This window comes from Shewanella sp. 0m-6 (assembly GCF_052977325.1).
In genome coordinates, this window is the sequence record NZ_JBRIMD010000004.1 from 14,675 (window position 1) to 32,657 (window position 17,983).

Sequence of the window (17,983 nt, forward strand, 5' to 3'; positions counted from 1 at the left end):
AGCCTGAGCTTTATGCTGTTTGTTGAGTTAACGCGACTTTTTGGCGATTAGACAGTATCAACATTGCAATGATAAGCGCGTAGATAACCGGAATTGCGTACATGACGGTTTGTAGTCCGATAATGCTTTCAAATAGTGAGCTTATAGCTGGGCTGAACATTGCGCCAGCACTACCACTAATTAAGATATACGACACATTTCGGCTACTGGCATTTTTCACAAACGATACACCGTAAGCGATAAAGGCGTTATACAGTGCGGCACAAGCAAAACCATAGCCATAGGTTAAATAGCCAATCCAGTTTAAGTTATCTGTGGTGACGATAAGACTGGTAATGACTAATGCCAGTGAAATCATACCCATAATAAAGTGTTGGATTTTAACTCTCGATACAATCACTGTTGATACTAACGCACCCACTAAAGCAGCAGACCAGTACTGAGTGATGATGTTACCGGCTTCTTCAAATGGGATGTCGAATTTAGTCTTAACGAACATCGGCGCCCAAGTTAGGAAGGTATAAAGCGCTAACATACCAAGAAATAAGCCTAAACCGCCGCTAATAATGCCTAGGTTCCACTCCGATTGATCTTTGCTTGCTTCAGTCTTGCCCTTAGTCTCACAAAGCTCGAAGTTTGTGGCGAGTGCTATTGCTGCTGTAGCGAGTGCAACGATACCGACGGCAAGGTAGCTGTAGCTCCAAGAAAGTGCATTACTTAGTGCATAGGTCGTGATTAATGGGAAGACCACTCCTGCCACGTTAAAGGTGGCATCTTGTACCACTAGCATGGTGCTTTGGATTTTGTCCTTCCATACCGATACCACTATCGTACCCGCAATACAAAGGCCTACACCGCCACAAAGGCCGATCACCGTCATTGCGACCATCACGATGCTCAGTGAGCCGGTAAAGTGAAGGGCTGCAGCGCTCAGGGCAATACTGACATAACTGAGTAGGGTGATACGCTTTATACCAATCTTTTCAATTAAGAAAAAGGCAGCAATAGTACCGGCTAGCGCGCCGCCATTAAGCAGCGAGAAGATGGAAGCGACTTCATTTACGTTGGCAGAGAATTTTTCGCTAATCGGTTCTATTAGCATACCGAATTGGGTTGCAAAGCCTGCCATCACGAAATTGGCTAAAAAGCTGAGCAAGGTTAGAGATATTTTGTTTTTCATCATCTATTCCTATTGTTGCTGTATCACCAGCTAAAAACGAATCATTAAAAAGAAAGCCGCTGGAAGCTAGGCTTCGAGCGGCTTATTTGAGTCTTATTGACAGGCTGTTTCTAAGGCCAGCTCAATCATTTGGTTAAAGGTGAGCTGACGCGCTTCTGCACTGGTCTCTTCGCCAGTTAAGCAGTGGTCAGAAACCGTTAGAATCGCGAGTGACTCAAAGCCTTTGTGGTGGGCAAGGCCGTATAGACCCGCCACTTCCATATCGACGCCTAATACGCCAAAACGTTCAAGAGCTGGGATCATATCTTCATCAGGATCGTAATACATGTCACCACTAAATACGTTACCGACTTTAACGTTGATCTGCTTTTGCTGTGCGATCATATAGGCTTTATGCAGTAGGTCGAAGGTTGCCGAAGTGGCCATCTGATAACCGCTGCTACGCTTAGCGTTAGTGGGTGAATCAGTACCCGCTGCTTGAGCTAGAATTACGTCATTAATTTTAACGTGTTGCTGAGTCGCGCCAAGGCTACCGACTCGAATAATGCGCTTTACCCCAAAGTCAGCAACAAGCTCATGGGCGTATAGCACCATAGATGGAATACCCATACCGTGGCCCATTACCGATATGCGCTGGCCTTTATAGAAGCCGGTGTAACCTAGCATATTACGGATGTTGGTTACTTCAACAGCATCTTCTAGAAAATTCTCTGCGATGTATTTGGCGCGAAGTGGATCGCCCGGCATGATGATTGTTTCAGCAAAATCGCCTGCTTTGCCATTGATATGTGCAGTCATGAGTTATCCTCTTTTTTGATTGCAGCAGATAGTAAATCTCGATGCGGTATGTATAGAGGACATAAGTCCGCATAGGCTGAAATATGCGCATTTTTTTGTATTTGCTCACAGAAAAGTGGCGGGTATAGGCAGAGTTTTGTGATTTGAACGAATAACTACAGTCGAAAGAGAAGATGTAGATCACCTAAAAGGCTTTAGGCGATCTCGTAAAACGTACTACTTGTGATACTTCACAGTCATATCGATTAATGGTTCACGACTGGCTTTTGCCGCGCGTAGACGAGCAAGATACTTTTCCCACAGCTCTATTTGGTGGGTGGCAAGATCGTACAAGACTTTCCAAGAAAACAAACCGGTATCATGGCCATCATCAAAGACGATTTTTACCGCATAGTTACCAACAGGCTCGATAGCGGTGATGTTGACGTTTTTCTTGTGGGTCACCAGTACTGGATTACCGTGGCCATGGACCTCAGCCGAAGGCGAGTAAACCCTCAACATCTCACAGCTCAACTGAAAGGTTTCACCATTATCGAATGTCATCTCAAGCTGGCGAGATTTGCGTTTCAGCTTAAGCGCTTCAACATTTGGGGTGTTGTTATCTTGAGTCATCTATGTAACCAAAATGATTTAGAGAGTATTGAAAATACAATAGCGGTTAAGCACAAGATTGTCCTTAACCGCTATCACTTATTTTGCTATTGCAGTGGCTCGTTTTCTAAGTTTAGCTTAGAGAATGTAGCGACTTAAATCTTCGTCTTGAACTAAGTTATCTAGGCTTGCTTTCACGTATGCGGCATCAATAACCGTCACTGAACCAGACTTGTCAGAAGCTTCATAAGACAACTCTTCCATTAAGCGTTCCATAACAGTGTGAAGACGACGTGCACCGATATTTTCTGTGCGCTCGTTCACTTGCCATGCCGCTTCTGCAATACTGTCGATACCATCTTCAGTAAATTCAATCGTGACACCTTCTGTCCCCATCAGAGCAATATATTGCTCCGTCAGCGACGCATGCGGCTCAGTTAGAATGCGTTTGAAATCACCTGCTGACAGCGCATCTAACTCGACACGAATAGGTAGGCGGCCTTGAAGCTCAGGGATAAGATCCGAAGGCTTAGACATCTGGAAAGCACCAGAGGCGATAAACAAGATATGGTCGGTTTTTACCATGCCGTGCTTAGTATTAACGGTACAACCTTCAACCAGAGGAAGTAGATCGCGCTGAACGCCTTCACGAGACACATCAGGGCCTGATGATTCGCCGCGCTTACAGATCTTATCGATCTCATCAAGGAACACGATGCCGTGTTGCTCAACCAGTTCAATGGCTTGCTCTTTAAGATCTTCTTGATTAACCAGTTTAGACGCCTCTTCTTCAATCAATAGCTTATAAGCTTCTTTGATTGGCATCTTGCGACGCTTGCTGGCACCAGGTCCCATGTTTTGGAACATGCTTTGTAGTTGGTTCGTCATCTCTTCCATACCTGGAGGAGACATGATCTCGATACCAGCTTGCGGCGCGGCAACATCGATCTCAATTTCTTTGTCGTCTAGCTGACCTTCACGTAGTTTTTTACGGAAAATTTGACGAGTTGCGCTGCTATCCGTTTTTTCGCTATCCCAATCTTCTTTCGGCTTAGGTAGCAAGGCATCTAAAATACGCTCTTCAGCAGCTTCTTCTGCGCGGAATTTACATTTTTTGATCTGCTCTTCGCGAGTAAGCTTGATAGCTGAGTCGGTTAAATCACGAATAATCTGCTCGACTTCCTTACCGACATAACCCACTTCAGTAAATTTAGTCGCTTCGACTTTAATAAATGGCGCTTTTGCTAGCCGAGCTAGGCGACGAGCAATTTCAGTTTTACCTACACCTGTTGGACCAATCATAAGAATGTTCTTTGGCGTGACTTCTTGACGAAGATCGGCAGGAAGCTGCATACGACGCCAGCGGTTACGTAGGGCAATGGCCACTGAACGTTTAGCTTTTTGCTGGCCAATAATGTGGCTATCTAGCTCATGAACAATTTCACGTGGTGTCATCTCAGACATAATCTTTCCTCATGCTTTGCAGCATTTTTCGTATAAACGAATGAATCGTTTAGTACTTTTTATTTAGTGCGTGGTACTGAGCGCTAGGCTTAGTACTTTAATTCTTCGATAGTCTTAAATTGGTTGGTGAACACGCAAATGTTACCTGCAATTGTCAGCGATTTTTCAGCGATTTCGAGTGCACTTAAATCGGTATTTTCAAGCAGTGCAGTCGCAGCTGATTGGGCAAAGGCGCCACCAGAACCTATCGCAATAAGATCATTTTCAGGCTGAACAACATCACCATTACCGGTAATGATCAGTGAAGACTCTGTATCGGCCACGGCAAGTAAAGCTTCAAGCTTGCGTAGAACTTTATCTGAGCGCCAGTCTTTAGCCATCTCGACAGCGGCACGCATAAGGTGACCTTGATGCATCTCGAGTTTAGCTTCGAAACGCTCGAATAGGGTGAATGCATCGGCGGTACTGCCAGCAAAGCCCGCAAGTACCTTGTTGTGGTACAAACGACGAACTTTTTTAGCATTGCCTTTCATAACTGTGTTACCAAGAGAAACCTGGCCATCACCGGCGATAACAACTTGGTTATTTCGGCGTACTGATACGATAGTGGTCACAATAAATCCTCTTCTCTAGCCAGAGGCGGTCTGCCTGCTGGTTGACGATAATAGAGATATGGGGATGCGTGAGTAAATATCAAGGGTAGATAGGGTACTGGCATAAAAAACGCTGCACAGGGCAGCGTTTTAAATTATTGCTGGTGGGCGTTAGCCTTCCCAGAGCCAGATTTGGCAGCCGTTAGTGCCAGAGTTTTGCAACACGTGACGCTGCCTTTCAGCATCACGTTTCTTGTCATAAGGCCCTAGAACCACTTTGTACCAAATGCCACTGGTGCCTTGGACTTTTCGAACTCGAGCCTCTAGTCCTTGGAAAGCGATTATCGCTTTTAGCTCATTAGCCTGTGACTCTTTTCTAAATGAGCCACATTGCATCTGATAAGGACGCTTAGGTTTAGTCGACACCTCAGGAAGGTCCACTTCGACCTTCTTGTTTTCTAACTCTTTAAGATAGGTCCATTCCTCTTTCGGTGCAGGAGGAAGAGCATCAGGATCTTTCTTTACTGGTTTTTTCTTTGGCTGTTCGACAACCACAGGTGTGGTTGCTGGTTCATCATTGCTGCTTAATATCCACAGTAAATAGCCAAAGCCACCAACGCCTACAAGTGTGATAAGCAACAGCAGAATCGGAAAGCGCTTAGGGGCGCTTCCTTTTGAGCTCTTTTTGCGAGCGCTGTTCTTACCTTTTCGAGCAGGCTTACGGTTTGCATAATCACGATTTGTCATGAGCTGGAGGTTACATCCGTTCTAAGGTTTCTAGGCCAAGAAGATTCAGACCCTGCTTCAATGTCTTAGCGGTTAGCTGAGACAATAGTAGGCGGCTTTTCTTCGACTCTTCTGTTTCGGCGGCCAATACAGGACATGCTTCGTAGAAACTTGAAAAGGCACCAGCCAGTTCAAATAGGTAGCCACAAAGTGCATGGGGCTGCCCTTTGTTGACCATACGCGCCATTACTTCACCAAATTGAGCCAGCTTAGTCCCTAAGTCTTTCTCTTTTTCGTGCTCTAGAGTAATTGTTGCATCGCTTAAGTCAACGTCTTGAGCGCGCTTGAAAATACCCGCTACACGTGTGTATGCGTAGAGTAGGTAAGGCGCGGTGTTGCCTTCAAAGCTCAGCATCTGCTCGAAGCTGAAGATATAGTCACTCGCGCGGTTCTTTGAAAGATCGGCATACTTAACTGATGCGATACCCACAACGCGAGCAATTTCAACTAGTTCAGCTTCATCCATATCTGGGTTCTTGCTACGAACCAATTCTAATGCGCGCGTATCGGCTTCATTTAACAGATCGATTAACTTAACAACGCCGCCAGAACGGGTTTTGAATGGACGACCATCTTCGCCGTTCATGGTACCAAAGCCCATGTGCTCAAAGCTCATGTCTTCACGAACAAACTTAGCTGTTTTAGCTAGCTTAAATACTTGTTGGAAGTGAAGCGCTTGGCGTAAATCCACAAAGTAAAGCGCTCTGTCAGCCTTAAGGACGTTAGAGCGGTAGCGCATAGCTGCTAAATCGCTGGTGGCATAGAGGTAACCGCCATCGGCTTTTTGAATAATAACCGGTAGAGGCTCGCCTTCTTTGTTTTTAAATTCGTCCTGGAATACGACTTTTGCACCGTTACTTTCTGACAGTAAACCCTGAGCGTCTAAGTCGGCAACGACTTGTGCTAAGTCATTGTTATAAGCGCTTTCGCCACGAACGTCTGCACGGGTTAGGCTCACACCTAAACGCTCGTATAGTTCATGACAATGGCTTAGCGAAATATCGTTAAATTCGCGCCATAGCTTGTTGCAGTACTCGTCGCCTGATTGAAGTGCAACCACTAACTTACGAGCGCGAATGGCAAACTCTTCTGATTCATCAAAACGCACTTTAGCAGCGCGGTAGAATGTCTCTAGATCAGACAACTCCATCTTGGCTTGCTCGCCGTTGGCTGCACGCAGCTCTTCCATATAGGCAAGTAACATACCGAACTGAGTGCCCCAGTCACCAACGTGGTTTTGACGTATAACCTTGTGACCCATAAATTCTAGGGCGCGCACTACACTGTCACCAATAATGGTTGAGCGCAGGTGACCTACGTGCATCTCTTTAGCAAGGTTAGGTGAAGAGTAATCGACAACAACCGTTTGTGGTGTTGGTAACTCAAGACCAAAGTGATCGCTGTTGAGTGCTGCCATTAGCTGGTTAGCAAGGGCGTTATCATCGATAAAGAAGTTGATAAATCCAGGACCTGCAATTTCAACTTTTTCGACATGGCTTGATGTCGGCAAGTTATCAATTAATAGCTGAGCGATTTCACGTGGGTTTTTGCCCGCAGCTTTAGTTAGCATCATTGCCAAGTTAGTTGCAAAATCACCGTGGCTTTTATCTTTCGTTCGGTCAACTTGAATACGAGCTTCAAAGTCAGCAGGAACAATCCCTTGTTGTTTAAGAGCATTTAAAGATTCAGCGAGTAAAGATTGAGTATGTGATTTCATTGGCGTTTAATCGACACTTACATAAAGAAAAATAATTAGGGGTAACCGACTATTTTAGCCGCTAGTGGTGGTGAATTACTATCCTCTAGCGAACTTTTTCTGCTTTGAAGCCGATAAAGTCGATTTAAAGCAGATCTTGTGGGTCTCTATCTATGCTCCAACGACATTTTTTAGCCAGTGGCAGCTGTTCGATTTGTGGCAATGCACGCTCGAATTCTAACTGGAGTCTGTTACGGTTTTTTGTCTGGAATAAAAGCTGGCGGCGATACTTACCCGCTTTTCTGTCAAGCGGCGCAGGCATGGGGCCAATCACTTCACACTCTTCATCTTGCGGTAGTAGGGCACCAATTTGGCTTAACAGGTTGTCAGCATCAATAGCCTGATGAGCTTCAGCACGAATTAAGATCATATGCCAAGCGGGTGGCAGTAGTGCTTGAGTACGCTCAAATAACTGATTGCGAGCAAACTCACCATAACCTTTGTGCATCAACTCTCGCAGCATGGCGTTATCGCTCTGATGGGTCTGTAGCAATACCGTGCCGGGCTTAGTGGCTCGCCCTGCGCGGCCGGATACCTGAGTATAGAGCTGGCCAAATCGCTCAGGCGCTCTAAAGTCGGCGCTAAATAGCGCACCATCTACATCCAATAAGCCCACTAAGGTGACATCAGGAAAGTGATGGCCTTTCGCCAGCATTTGGGTGCCAACTAAGATTTTGTACTCACCCTTGTGGATCGCATTAAGGTGCCCTTCGAGTGAGCCCTTATTACGAGTGGTATCTCTATCTATTCGTACCACCGGATGATTGGGGAACTCTTTTTCTAAAAATGACGCAAGCTGTTCTGTGCCCACGCCTTGGCCTGCAAGCATGGTACTGCCACAGCTATGACACTGTTTAGGAATGGCGTATTGGTTGCTACAGTGGTGACAACGAATTTCGCCTAAGGCTTGATGCACGGTAAAGAAGGCATCGCAGCGGTCACACTCATGTAGATGGCCACACTCATGGCAGATAAGTGCAGGAGCAAAGCCACGACGGTTCAAAAATAAGATAACCTGGTTGCCAGCGTCGAGATGAATGCGCATCTCATTCAATAGCGCGTGAGACATCCCTGAGCGTAGCGGCTGATTGCGAATATCGATAATGCCCTGGCGCACTTTTTCGGCAGCGCCGGCGCGTTTTGCTAAATGCAGATGTTGATAGCGGCCGCTGAGCGCATTTTGTAGTGTTTCAAGTGATGGCGTGGCCGTCCCTAAAAGCACTGGGACTTGTTCAAGATGGCCGCGCATAACGGCTAAGTCGCGGGCGTGATACCCCACACCTTCTTGCTGCTTAAAGCTAGAGTCGTGCTCTTCATCTAAGATGATCACGCCTGGATAAAGCATCGGGGTAAAGAGCGCGGAGCGGGTACCGATAATAATCGCAGCCTCACCAGATCTTGCTTGTCGCCACGCATCCAGCCTTTGATTGTCGGTAAGACCTGAGTGAATGACGGCCACTTTAACGTTAAATCGGCGTCTAAAGCGATTGATGGTTTGTGGGGTTAGACCAATTTCGGGCACTAAAACCAGTGCCTGTTTGCCTTGTTTTAATACGGTTTCAAGCATGGCTAAGTAGACTTCCGTCTTACCTGATCCGGTAACGCCTTCAAGTAAGGTGCAATGATAGCCTGACTGCTGGGTCAAGGTGGCGACAGCAATGGCTTGCTCTGGGTTAAGCTTGTGCGGCTCTTCTGTCATTTCAAGTTCGGTGCGCCAGCTTAAGTCTGTCGCAAGTATGCGGCTTTTCTTTTCAATCCAGCCTTTATCATCTAGTGCTTTGATTGCGGCTTTGCTTAGCTCTAAGCTGGTAATGTCACTGAGTTCTATGTCGCGTTCACGCAAGCTGTGGAGTAGCTTTCGCTGTGCAGGGGCTCGATTGAGCTGATTGATATCAGCCTCTTTGCCTGCATCGGTTAGCGTCCAGTATGTGACGCTAGATTCTTTGACCTCTGCGCCTTTACGTAGCGCAACAGGAATCGCCTGCGATAACATTTGCCCTAGGCTGCAGAAGTAATATCTTGCGGCCCAAGCAGTTAATTTATAAAGTGAATCTGGCAGTAATGGCTCAGTATCAAGAATGGCCACAATCGGTTTTATCTGCTTAGGTGGAAGTGAGCAGCTATCACTGGTTGCCGTAATAAGGCCGATGAGTTGTTGGCGACCAAACGGAACTTGAACACGCATGCCTTTTTGAGGCGTAATGGTGATATGTTCAGGCACTTGGTAGCTAAAGTTTTGTCGCATTGGAACGGGCAGGGCGACCTCAACAAACAAAGGCATAGTATTACTATTTAGAAGGGAAGTTAGCCTTAAGTGTACCGAGCGAGTTTCATCAGAGCTAGCGGCAATTGATTTTATTGCGGATCAAACATACTCGCTGGCCTTTTGAGAGGGTGCATTGGGATGATTTTACTGTTACTAATTGGTATTAGCTTAAGCTTGATTAAGCAGGCTTATTCAATTGGTTGGAATAATGATTAATAAAAATAGCCAAGAAAAAGTTTTACTGGATTAAGGTACATTTGATGAAGAGATTTATATTCGCGCTGATGGCAATGACAGCATTGGCAACGGCTCAGGCAGAAGTGTCACATGTCAGTATTAATGAGAGGCAGTTTAAGCTCGGTGAGCACCCTAGCTTAAAGCTCAATATTGTTACCTCTCATAGCAACCTGAAAAAAGTACAGTTCTCAATTCGGCAAGCCAATGGTGAAGAGCGACTGCTCTCTAAGCCTCTGACCAGTTTTATGGTCGAGGCGACAGGGGTGGAAGATGTGGTTGATAAAAACGCGGTATTGATTGTAAAGGAGTACCGGGTTAATCGCTGGTACCAAGTCAAAGTCTTGAGTTTATTTAATGACAAGGTGAATGAAGCTGGCAGGGATAAGCGCGATAGCACTTATCAGGCGAGCGCTGTTAAAGAGGTCAAGCAAACCGAAGTCGCCTCAAGTGGCATAAAAGTGAGTGGTGCTGATGTGATAGTCAGCCGTTTAGATGACTGCCAAATAGAGTTTGATGGTAAAGAAACCTTATGGCGTATCGCTAATCGACAAGCTAAACGTTGGGGAATAAGCCCTTATGGGGCGATGTTAGCCATTTTTGAGCGTAACCCTAAGGCTTTTAATAACCAGAGTATAAATGGCCTTAAGTCGCAAGCGACCCTAGAGTGTCCATCGATGGTCACGCTCGAAAAGTATGCGGATGCTAAGGTGGCTATGAGGCAATTTAATGCGATGGAATAATGGCTTAAGGCTGCTTGCTAGGGTGCAATAGAATAGGCTTTTGAGGCCTTTTTGCGATTATTTATTATTCACACATAATGGCGCTTGAATCTACAAATAAGATCCTGTAGTATTCGGCGCCTAAATAATTTTATTTTAACTGCATGTGGTGTCCGACTTCGGGTTGGAAGAGCGACATGGCCTTTTACTGAGGTAATTCCAATGAAACCAGGCATTCATCCTGATTATGCAGAAATCACTGCAACTTGTACTTGTGGTAACGTTATCAAGATTAACTCTACTGTAGGTAAAGATTTACACCTAGACGTATGTGGTGCATGTCACCCATTCTACACTGGTACCCAGAAAGTTATGGATACTGGCGGACGTATCGACAAGTTCAACAAGCGCTTTGGTGCACTTGGCAAGAAGTAATTACTTCTGCAATGAATTTAAAAAAGGCGCCTTCTGGCGCCTTTTTGCTATCTAAGCATATTTACTCGCTGAAAAATCACATCTTTATACTGATTAGTATGGTTTGAATAGCTATCGGTTATGGGCTCGTGGTACTTTTACATCTTGATGTGTTGTCGTCACTATAGACACAGTAAGGATTGATAAAAGGAGGGCCGTGGCATGAGTCTAATTAGAATACTGGCAGTCCTGCTGTTATCTTTACCGGTTTTCGTTGTGCAAGCGAGCCTATGCATACCGACGCAGTTTAATGAAACGGTTACGTTAGATTACGTCAATGATGGCGATACTATTACTTTAACCGACGGCCGCTTAGTGCGACTCATCGGTATCGACTCCCCTGAAATTGACTTTCAATTTCCAGAGCTTTCACAGCCTTACGCTACACCTGCAAAAAAATTCCTTTCTGAAGTCGTTAAACCCGGTCAGTCGCTGTTGCTTGCTTTCGATAAGAAGCGCTTAGATCCGTTTGGTCGAACACTGGCTTATGTCTACACTGAGCAATTAGAGCATCTGCAAGAGATGATGCTAGCTAATGGTTTTGCTAAGGCACGAGTCTACCAAAACGACTATTTTTGGCAGTGTTTAAGTAAAATAGAACGAAGCGCACGTACAAATAAAGTGGGCTTATGGAGTCATAAAGCCTATCAACCTTTAACCACCTACAACCTAACGCGTAATGACAGTAATAAATGGCGAGAGGTCAGAGGAGTTGTTACGGGTTATGAAAGAAAAGGTCAAAATTTCGAGCTTAATATCGACAATAACTTGGTTTTGATGATGACTCAGCAAGATATTGGTAAGTTTAGCAACATTTTGACGTTGAATTTGCTTGAAAGCCGCGTAATAGTAAGAGGTAAGTTGTACTTTTCTTACGGCAAATATCGCCTAAATGCGACACATCCATCTCAGATAACCTTGGAAAATGCCCCTTAGGAATAATATATAGCGATAAAGTTAAAAAATGAGAAGAACTTGTTTGAAATGACCTGAGATTCAAGTATCTTAGCGGCTATCAACTAACTGTTTTTTGCTCAATTTGAAACTTTAGTTGCCGACCTCTCGCTCAGGATATTATTAGTCGCACTCAGGATTAGAAAAATGGCAGATCTTCGTCAACAAGCCCTCGATTATCATGAATTCCCCGTTCCAGGCAAAACAGCTGTTTGCCTAACTAAACCCGCAGAAACCAGTATGGATCTCGCTCTGGCTTATAGCCCGGGTGTAGCAGAGCCTGTACGTGAAATTGCGGCTAATCCAGACAATGCTTACCGTTATACAGGTAAAGGCAACACAGTTGCTGTTATCTCTAACGGTACGGCAATTTTAGGTCTAGGTAACTTAGGCCCGTTGGCATCTAAGCCTGTAATGGAAGGCAAGGCTTTGCTTTTCAAACACTTTGCTAATATTGATGCTACAGATATCGAAGTAAAGCACAGAACATCTGAAGAGTTCATTAACACAGTTGAAGCGATTGCCGACACATTTGGCGGTATTAACCTTGAAGATATCAAGGCGCCAGAATGTTTTGAAATTGAAAAGGCACTGATTGAGCGCTGTAATGTACCTGTATTTCATGATGATCAGCACGGTACTGCAATTGTAACTGCTGCAGGTATGCTTAATGCACTTGAGATTCAAGGCAAGTCTATCGAAGACGCAGTGTTTGTCTGTATGGGCGCTGGCGCAGCTGCGATCGCTTGTATGACCATGATTGTTAACTGTGGTGCTCAGCGTGAAAACGTATACATGCTAGACAGAAAAGGCGTTATCCATACTCGTCGTGACGACATTAATGAGTATAAGGCGCTATTTGCTAACAACACTGATAAGCGCACGCTGCAAGATGTGATTAAAGGTGCTGATGTATTTTTAGGTCTTTCTGGTCCAGATGTTTTAGCTGCTGAAGATGTTGCCTTAATGGCAGATAAGCCAGTGATTTTTGCTTGTTCTAATCCAGATCCAGAAATCAAACCCGAAATTGCTCATGATGTTCGTAAAGACTTAATCATGGGGACGGGCCGTAGCGACTACCCTAACCAAGTTAACAACGTACTTTGCTTCCCATTCATTTTCCGTGGTGCGCTAGATGTGCGTGCTTCAAGAATCAATGATGAGATGAAGATTGCCGCTGTACACGCAATCGCTGCTTTGGCAAAAGAGCCGGTACCGGCTTCAGTACTTGCAGCCTATCCAAATATTGACTCACTAGAGTTTGGTCCAGAATACGTGATCCCTAAACCAGTTGATGCGCGCCTTTTGCCTAATGTGGCCAAAGCGGTTGCGATTGCAGCAATTGAATCTGGTGTTGCAGTGATTAAAGAATTACCTGCAGGCTATATGGAGTCATAAGCACTCTATTTGTCGAGAAAAGGAGCCTAATGGCTCCTTTTTTGTTGCCGAGAGTTTTTCGATTACTGTATAACTGAAGGCTAGCAAGGTAAGGTTGGCTTACGTCATTCTCCATCGCCTTGAGGATGCAGGTTTAGATGCAACAATAAGATCCAGCAGGAAGCGGACAGATGAAACTGACTCGAATTCTTACAAAAAAACTGACTAGCTTTTGGCTTATGTCACTGGCAGGTGTCGCGTTCATCTGTTTTTTGACCGCTATGGTTAGCTTTATTCAACTGACCTATACCTTTCAGCAGCAAAAGGTTACCGAACTAGAAAACTTACTTGAACAACAGGTTGAACACCAGGTAGCGCAGCAAAATAGTGGGCAGATTAATGCGTGGTTACCGCCTTTACTTAATGCGTATCGTGCGCAGGCCTTTACGTTATCGACAGGCAAAGACGTTATTTTTGAGTATCATTCACCGACTCCTCAACGAGGCGGGGTGAACTATCACAGTCAACTCGCTGGTGGCAAGTTGTCGATGAAGCTTACTTTACCTCAACCATTTAGTCGCGCTGATATTGGCTGGTATGAATTGCTGATTATTGTCATCGGCTGCCTTGCTGTATTCCTATTTGTACGTTTTGGGTTTCGCTGGTTCTCACTGCACCTTGAAGGGATTGAGCATTTAGCGCAACGCTCAAGTCTTATTCTGTCGGGGCAGTATGATAAAGCGTTGGCCGAAAAGGGGCATGGTAAGCCGAGGTTAATCAATCGAGCGTTAACGCACCTGCTGTTAGAGCTTGATGATGCTCATAAAGAGCGTGCTCGATTTGATCAGTTTATTCGTTCTAATACATTTTTAGATGCAGAAACAGGCATAGGTAATAGTTTGTTTTTGAAAAACCGCTTGGATGCGTTAAGTAATCACTCAGGTATGATGACGCCAGGTGTTTTGTATCTGTTTGAGATGGAGGATTTAGACTTACTCGGTAAAGAGTTAGCTGATCACGAGGTCGACGAGCTGCTGTTACAGTTAATTAATACCGTAAACCAAATCTTAGCGGATAAAGCGAATAGCATTTTCTCAAGACGTTCATACAATCAATTTGCTGTCGTCGTGCCACAAATATCTCAAGCTGAGGCCGATCAGCTCGCCGCTAAGTTACTGCGTTTGAGCCTTAATCAACTCAATACATTTATCCCACTTCCAGACGACTTTATACATTTAGGTGGCGCTTACTTTAAAGTCGGTGATGATAAAGATGCGTTAATGGAAGAGGCTGAACTCGCGCTGCGCTCCGCTCAATTCCAGGGCGGGAGTAGTTGGTTTATGTACGACAAGGGCTCGGTTGACGGTGACTTGTCAAAAGGCTCTGTACGTTGGCGAAGTTTTCTTGAGAATGTATTGGTGAGCAAAAGAGTATTTCTTTTTTCGCAGCCTGTCGTAGACAGTGACTCGCTGGCTCATCATCAAGAAGTAACCTGCCGCCTACGAGATACGCAGGGTAACTTAGTCAGGGCAACGCTATTTTTACCTATGGCGATAAAGTGCGGTCTGACACCACAAATTGAACGTCAGGTCATCGAGATGGTGATGTTTGATATATTGCCTAAACACAAGGATAACAGCTTAAAATTTAGTATTAATTTGAGCTTGGATACCTTAACCAGCCGCGCCTTCGTACGCTGGTTGAAGACGACACTGCTTGAGTACCGACATTTAGCTCCAAGGCTTATTTTTGAGGTGAATGAAGCGATTTTAGTTAAGCATCAGAAGCAGCTTGTAGCACCTTTAGATATGATCAATAAAATGGGGTCGAGCATCTGTGTCGATCGTGTGGGTCAACAAGTTGTGAGCACTGAGTATATTCACCATTACCCTATATCGTTAATTAAGCTTCATCGCTCTATCGTTAATCAAATACATCTACGAGCAGAAAATCAGCTATTTGTTAGAAGCTTAATTGCAGGTTTATTTCGCACCGATGTACAGGTGTGCGCAGAAGGGGTTGAAGTGTTTGAAGAGTGGCAAACATTACAAATTTTAGGCGTGAGTGCTGGACAGGGGAGCTTTTTCAGTGAGCCGATCGAAGAGGTATAGTTTGTTTCGTATTTTGAGGTGATTGTTACTAGATATTCTTAATTTAGGGTTTTATCTATAATAATCAGGGATAACTCGCTACACTAATGGCATAATAAGAGTCTTGCGCTATCGAGATAAGAACTCGCAGTATTTAATATACACATTTATTTACTCAACATCGTTTTACTCACTTATTTAGATTCGATTTAGGGTCATTTTTTTAAGGCATGGATTAATGGAAGAAAGCCTGTTAGATAAAATCCAGTTTTGGCGTAAACCTGCACCTACATTAGCGTTAGGTGTTTATGTTTGCGCCGATAAAATATCCGTGTTTCAAGCATCGACAGCTCAGACAGATGCAAAAGCAATGACTTTCTCTTTTAGTCATCACGACTGGCAGCAAGCTTTCTCTCAATTGGTGAGTGAGTTTGGTGTTGCGAAAATTCAAATTGTACTGGCTGCAGACTTTTATCAACTATTTTTGGTGGATAAGCCAAATGTACCAGTAGAAGAGCTCAATGCAGCACTGCTTTGGTCTGTAAAAGATCTTGCTGCCCAACCTGTCACAGATATTCACTTGGATTACTTTGAATCATCAAAACAAACCACCAATAAAGTTAATGTGGTTGTTACAGAAAAATCCCTACTCAGCTCGTTGTTATTAGCCGCCAAAAATGCAGGCTTGCTCATCTGTGGTGTCTCGATTGAAGAGATGGCGATGAGTAATTTATTTGATGATAACCAAGCTCGGTTAGTATTAAGTCACCGTGAAGGGCAAGAGTTATTATTGACGGTTGTCAGGGCAGGCGAAGTCTTTATGCAACGACGGGTAAGGGGCTTTTTACAAATCGATAAGATTTCGGCTGAAGATTTAGCTTATGGCGTTGCTGACAATTTAAGTTTAGAGATCCAGCGCTCGATGGATTATTTTGAGAGTCAGCTACGTGAGGCGCCTGTATCCTCGATAGAGTTAGTCATGGATGGGCAGTGTGAACACCTTGCAAGCTTGATCAGTAGTAACTTTAACCAAAGTGTGACTCCTCATAAAGGCGCTTCTGTTGACGCAACGTTTGCTGAGTTGGCTTTAGCTGAAACGATGCGAGGTCAGCAGTTATGAAACTAAGAGTAAACCTCTATTCTGAAACCCTATTTCCGCCTGAATTGCGTTTATCCTTTTCACGGTTAAGCCGAGCGATGCTAGCGGTTGTCGTGGTACTCTTATTATCCAGCGCGGCTGTATTTGCGTTAAATTCTAGCCTTGAGTCTGACAAAGCGCAGTTGATGCAAGATAAGCAACGGCTTGATTCAGATAAAAAAGACCTCGAGGCTGCTTTAGCAAAGCGAGGACCAAGTGAAGCCTTGGTTGCAGAGGTGAATTTAAAAGCGCAGCAGCTGGAATTGAAACAGAAACTGTTTGGTAAGCTCAGCCAGCAAGAAGTATTAACTAGCTATGGCTACTCACCATTAATGACCGATCTTGCTCGCGTTGCAGACTCGAGTATTTGGCTGAACCGCATTCAGGTTAATGAAAAAAGCTATATTTTCGAAGGTTTTACCTCTAGCCCTGAAAGCGTTCCCTTATGGATTGAACGCTTAAAAACCACCACGACACTCAAAGGTCATGCCTTTGCGACAATGACCATGAATCTAGGTGAAAATCAGCCGCTTGCCTTTAAGCTAACAAGTGATGCCACTCCTACAGGTAAGGAGTTGATTAAATGAAGCAGCAGTGGGTTAAATTAACAGAAAAATTTGACGCCTTAAGTCAGCGAGAGCGAGTATTAATCGCTGCTGCGGGGCTGATTATTACGGGTTTATTGTTTTATATCCCACTCGAGTCGACGTTGAAACAGCACAGTCAACTCAATGAGCAGATCCGAGCGATTGCAAGCGAAAACAGAATTTCTGAGCAGCAAATAGAGCTCTATGAAGAGAGTCTTCGCAAAGATCCAGATGAAGAATATCGTCAGCGTTTAAACAATATTAACCAACAAAATAAGTCAATTGATAAGCAGCTTTCTTATCAGATGGTCGATATGGTACCTGCGGATCATATGCCAACCTTATTGGCAGGCTTGCTGTCTAAAATAAAAGGCATTGAGCTGAAATCTTTTACTTCAATTGCGCCAACTCCGTTATTAGAGGTGGGGGACGATAAAAAAGTTAACTTATACAGCCACGGTATACATCTTGAATTTGTTGGTGACTACTTTGCGGTAATGCGGTTTGTGGAAGCGGTTGAAAATATGCCTAACAAACTGTACTGGCGCAGTATGGACTATCAAGTCGATACCTATCCAAAGGCCTCTGTTTCATTAGAACTTTATACCTTGAGTATTAATAAGGACTTTATCAGTGTTGCCAAAAAAGATTAGTGCGCTATTGATTGGGTTTCTGTGCAGTACTTTAGGTTTTAACCTTAATGCTGCAGCGCTGCGTGATCCTACAAAACCAGGTCATTTATCGGGTAAAACAACCTCGGTGAAAGCCTCATCAAACACCAACTTAGTGCTCAATAGTATCGTGCTGAAAGGTAGCTCTGCTTACGCTGTGATAAATAATCAAATTTTCACATTAGGTGGAAGTGTAAAAGGTGTCAAAATCGTGAAAATTGGTAAAGACACGGTGTCATTAGCTGACGGTCGTAAGTTGACTTTGTTTCCAGCTGTAACAGATCTTAAGGGACAATAATTAA

General features: G+C 44.4%; 17 protein-coding genes. 9 read left to right on the plus strand and 8 right to left on the minus strand.

Annotation, left to right across the window (positions count from 1 at the left end):
- Positions 1-10 precede the first annotated feature (10 nt).
- The 8 genes from tsgA to priA form a co-directional block, all read right to left on the minus strand.
- Positions 11-1,180, minus strand: coding sequence for an MFS transporter TsgA (gene tsgA, locus ACVBJC_RS04025; RefSeq protein ID WP_447159793.1), 1,170 nt, complete (start codon positions 1,178-1,180; stop codon positions 11-13).
- A 93-nt stretch (positions 1,181-1,273) separates the two neighbouring features.
- A complete protein-coding gene (deoD, locus tag ACVBJC_RS04030; protein ID WP_447159792.1) occupies positions 1,274-1,978 on the minus strand; it encodes a purine-nucleoside phosphorylase in 705 nt (234 codons plus the stop codon).
- A 216-nt stretch (positions 1,979-2,194) separates the two neighbouring features.
- On the minus strand, positions 2,195-2,590 hold the full coding sequence (locus tag ACVBJC_RS04035) for a gamma-butyrobetaine hydroxylase-like domain-containing protein (protein ID WP_447159791.1): 396 nt from the start codon (positions 2,588-2,590) through the stop codon (positions 2,195-2,197).
- Positions 2,591-2,707: 117 nt separating this feature from the next.
- Entirely contained in the window at positions 2,708-4,033 is a 1,326-nt protein-coding gene (gene hslU / locus ACVBJC_RS04040; protein WP_447159790.1) for an ATP-dependent protease ATPase subunit HslU, read from the minus strand.
- A gap of 89 nt (positions 4,034-4,122) precedes the next feature.
- Entirely contained in the window at positions 4,123-4,647 is a 525-nt protein-coding gene (gene hslV / locus ACVBJC_RS04045) for an ATP-dependent protease subunit HslV (protein WP_447159789.1), read from the minus strand.
- A gap of 150 nt (positions 4,648-4,797) precedes the next feature.
- Positions 4,798-5,373, minus strand: coding sequence for an SPOR domain-containing protein (locus ACVBJC_RS04050; protein ID WP_447159788.1), 576 nt, complete (start codon positions 5,371-5,373; stop codon positions 4,798-4,800).
- 10 nt (positions 5,374-5,383) lie between these two features.
- A complete protein-coding gene (gene argS / locus ACVBJC_RS04055; protein WP_447159787.1) occupies positions 5,384-7,129 on the minus strand; it encodes an arginine--tRNA ligase in 1,746 nt (581 codons plus the stop codon).
- A gap of 124 nt (positions 7,130-7,253) precedes the next feature.
- Positions 7,254-9,449 (minus strand): primosomal protein N', encoded by a 2,196-nt coding sequence (priA, locus tag ACVBJC_RS04060; RefSeq protein WP_447159786.1) that lies wholly within the window; start codon positions 9,447-9,449, stop codon positions 7,254-7,256.
- A 245-nt stretch (positions 9,450-9,694) separates the two neighbouring features.
- On the opposite strand from priA, the gene ACVBJC_RS04065 reads away from it, so the two are divergent.
- The 9 genes from ACVBJC_RS04065 to ACVBJC_RS04105 all read left to right on the plus strand — a co-directional run bounded on the left by ACVBJC_RS04065 (position 9,695) and on the right by ACVBJC_RS04105 (position 17,979).
- Positions 9,695-10,411: a FimV/HubP family polar landmark protein gene (locus tag ACVBJC_RS04065; protein ID WP_447159785.1), complete on the plus strand. Its 717-nt coding sequence runs from the start codon at positions 9,695-9,697 to the stop codon at positions 10,409-10,411.
- A gap of 201 nt (positions 10,412-10,612) precedes the next feature.
- Positions 10,613-10,825 carry a 50S ribosomal protein L31 gene (gene rpmE, locus ACVBJC_RS04070; RefSeq protein ID WP_220762057.1) on the plus strand — a complete coding sequence of 71 codons (213 nt, stop codon included), beginning with the start codon at positions 10,613-10,615 and terminating at the stop codon, positions 10,823-10,825.
- Positions 10,826-11,026: 201 nt separating this feature from the next.
- On the plus strand, positions 11,027-11,800 hold the full coding sequence (locus ACVBJC_RS04075) for a thermonuclease family protein (RefSeq protein WP_447159784.1): 774 nt from the start codon (positions 11,027-11,029) through the stop codon (positions 11,798-11,800).
- Positions 11,801-11,965: 165 nt separating this feature from the next.
- The gene (locus ACVBJC_RS04080) at positions 11,966-13,216 is read left to right on the plus strand and encodes a malic enzyme-like NAD(P)-binding protein (RefSeq protein WP_447159783.1); all 1,251 of its coding nucleotides are present in this window, start codon (positions 11,966-11,968) and stop codon (positions 13,214-13,216) included.
- 170 nt (positions 13,217-13,386) lie between these two features.
- The gene (gene csrD / locus ACVBJC_RS04085) at positions 13,387-15,306 is read left to right on the plus strand and encodes an RNase E specificity factor CsrD (protein WP_447159782.1); all 1,920 of its coding nucleotides are present in this window, start codon (positions 13,387-13,389) and stop codon (positions 15,304-15,306) included.
- A gap of 217 nt (positions 15,307-15,523) precedes the next feature.
- A complete protein-coding gene (locus tag ACVBJC_RS04090; protein WP_447159781.1) occupies positions 15,524-16,405 on the plus strand; it encodes an MSHA biogenesis protein MshI in 882 nt (293 codons plus the stop codon).
- Positions 16,402-17,010 (plus strand): PilN domain-containing protein, encoded by a 609-nt coding sequence (locus ACVBJC_RS04095; RefSeq protein WP_447159780.1) that lies wholly within the window; start codon positions 16,402-16,404, stop codon positions 17,008-17,010. The genes ACVBJC_RS04090 and ACVBJC_RS04095 overlap by 4 nt, the downstream gene beginning before the upstream one ends.
- A complete protein-coding gene (locus ACVBJC_RS04100) occupies positions 17,007-17,663 on the plus strand; it encodes an MSHA biogenesis protein MshJ (protein ID WP_447159779.1) in 657 nt (218 codons plus the stop codon). Before ACVBJC_RS04095 ends, ACVBJC_RS04100 begins: the two co-directional genes overlap by 4 nt.
- On the plus strand, positions 17,644-17,979 hold the full coding sequence (locus ACVBJC_RS04105; RefSeq protein WP_447159778.1) for an MSHA biogenesis protein MshK: 336 nt from the start codon (positions 17,644-17,646) through the stop codon (positions 17,977-17,979). Before ACVBJC_RS04100 ends, ACVBJC_RS04105 begins: the two co-directional genes overlap by 20 nt.
- Positions 17,980-17,983: the final 4 nt, after the last annotated feature.

Coding starts and splice junctions, on each gene's coding strand:
- tsgA (WP_447159793.1), bottom strand. CDS start 1,180: ATGAAAAACAAAATATCTCTAACCTTGCTCAGCTTTTTAGCCAATTTC.
- deoD (WP_447159792.1), bottom strand. CDS start 1,978: ATGACTGCACATATCAATGGCAAAGCAGGCGATTTTGCTGAAACAATC.
- ACVBJC_RS04035 (WP_447159791.1), bottom strand. CDS start 2,590: ATGACTCAAGATAACAACACCCCAAATGTTGAAGCGCTTAAGCTGAAA.
- hslU (WP_447159790.1), bottom strand. CDS start 4,033: ATGTCTGAGATGACACCACGTGAAATTGTTCATGAGCTAGATAGCCAC.
- ACVBJC_RS04050 (WP_447159788.1), bottom strand. CDS start 5,373: ATGACAAATCGTGATTATGCAAACCGTAAGCCTGCTCGAAAAGGTAAG.
- argS (WP_447159787.1), bottom strand. CDS start 7,129: ATGAAATCACATACTCAATCTTTACTCGCTGAATCTTTAAATGCTCTT.
- priA (WP_447159786.1), bottom strand. CDS start 9,449: ATGCCTTTGTTTGTTGAGGTCGCCCTGCCCGTTCCAATGCGACAAAAC.
- ACVBJC_RS04065 (WP_447159785.1), top strand. CDS start 9,695: ATGAAGAGATTTATATTCGCGCTGATGGCAATGACAGCATTGGCAACG.
- rpmE (WP_220762057.1), top strand. CDS start 10,613: ATGAAACCAGGCATTCATCCTGATTATGCAGAAATCACTGCAACTTGT.
- ACVBJC_RS04075 (WP_447159784.1), top strand. CDS start 11,027: ATGAGTCTAATTAGAATACTGGCAGTCCTGCTGTTATCTTTACCGGTT.
- ACVBJC_RS04080 (WP_447159783.1), top strand. CDS start 11,966: ATGGCAGATCTTCGTCAACAAGCCCTCGATTATCATGAATTCCCCGTT.
- csrD (WP_447159782.1), top strand. CDS start 13,387: ATGAAACTGACTCGAATTCTTACAAAAAAACTGACTAGCTTTTGGCTT.
- ACVBJC_RS04090 (WP_447159781.1), top strand. CDS start 15,524: ATGGAAGAAAGCCTGTTAGATAAAATCCAGTTTTGGCGTAAACCTGCA.
- ACVBJC_RS04095 (WP_447159780.1), top strand. CDS start 16,402: ATGAAACTAAGAGTAAACCTCTATTCTGAAACCCTATTTCCGCCTGAA.
- ACVBJC_RS04100 (WP_447159779.1), top strand. CDS start 17,007: ATGAAGCAGCAGTGGGTTAAATTAACAGAAAAATTTGACGCCTTAAGT.